The sequence below is a fragment of the Pseudomonas sp. FSL R10-0056 genome (genome assembly GCF_009600105.1).
GTDB classification, from domain to species: domain Bacteria; phylum Pseudomonadota; class Gammaproteobacteria; order Pseudomonadales; family Pseudomonadaceae; genus Aquipseudomonas; species Aquipseudomonas bubulae.
On sequence record NZ_WIWL01000082.1, the window covers coordinates 1 to 630 of the forward strand.

Consider the following 630-nt stretch of genomic DNA (forward strand, 5'->3'; position numbering starts at 1 on the left):
GGCTCTGGGGATGGAGTTCTACTCCGACGGAAAAGACGAGTACCTCCTCCTGCCCAAAGGGAAGAAGGCGTCCAGCGGGTGGAATTTCAAGGACCTAGGCCGAGAGGCCGTGAAGTTGGAGAAGTAGGCTATGACGGAGATCGAGAAGGCCTTGCTAGACGCCTTGGAGAGTTTACAGAGCGAGCACGAGCAGCAGCTGAGCAGTTTCGCCGAGACCTTGCAAAGTATGCGGATCGAGCACGCGAAGGGCTCGAAGCTGTGGGCCGAAGCTGCCGCGATCTTGCAGGGGCAGTACGAGCGCAGCCAGACAGAGAACATGGCCCTGTCGCAGCAGGTGCAGAGCTTGAGCGGGCAGGTGAACGACTTGGCGCAGCGCGTAGAGGGTTTGAGCCGCGCGCTCAGGAAGTGATCCAGGAGCGCCAGCGGCATAAGTCGCGCAGCGGGCCCACCTTGGGTTAGGCTGGCCCCCAGAAAAAACAAAACCCCCGTGCTCTATTCAACTTGCCGGAAGAGAGAGCGACGGGGGCCTAGAGCCCAAGGGAGGGCCTTGAACTTGAAACAATCCTACCATGTCGGAGCTGTCGCGCAACTCGACTTGTTCCGGGATCGTCTACCGGCCAAGCCGTACCA

The 630-nt window shown here is 60.2% G+C and carries 1 protein-coding gene; it reads left to right on the forward strand.

Annotated features, from left to right (window positions below; all coding sequences use genetic code 11):
* Positions 1-130 precede the first annotated feature (130 nt).
* The gene (locus GHO42_RS04235) at positions 131-409 is read left to right on the forward strand and encodes an MbeD/MobD family mobilization/exclusion protein (RefSeq protein WP_153337035.1); all 279 of its coding nucleotides are present in this window, start codon (positions 131-133) and stop codon (positions 407-409) included.
* Positions 410-630 lie beyond the last annotated feature (221 nt).

What these genes read in the sequence shown, in the direction of transcription:
- GHO42_RS04235 (WP_153337035.1), top strand. Translation starts at nt 131, where the DNA reads ATGACGGAGATCGAGAAGGCCTTGCTAGACGCCTTGGAGAGTTTACAG.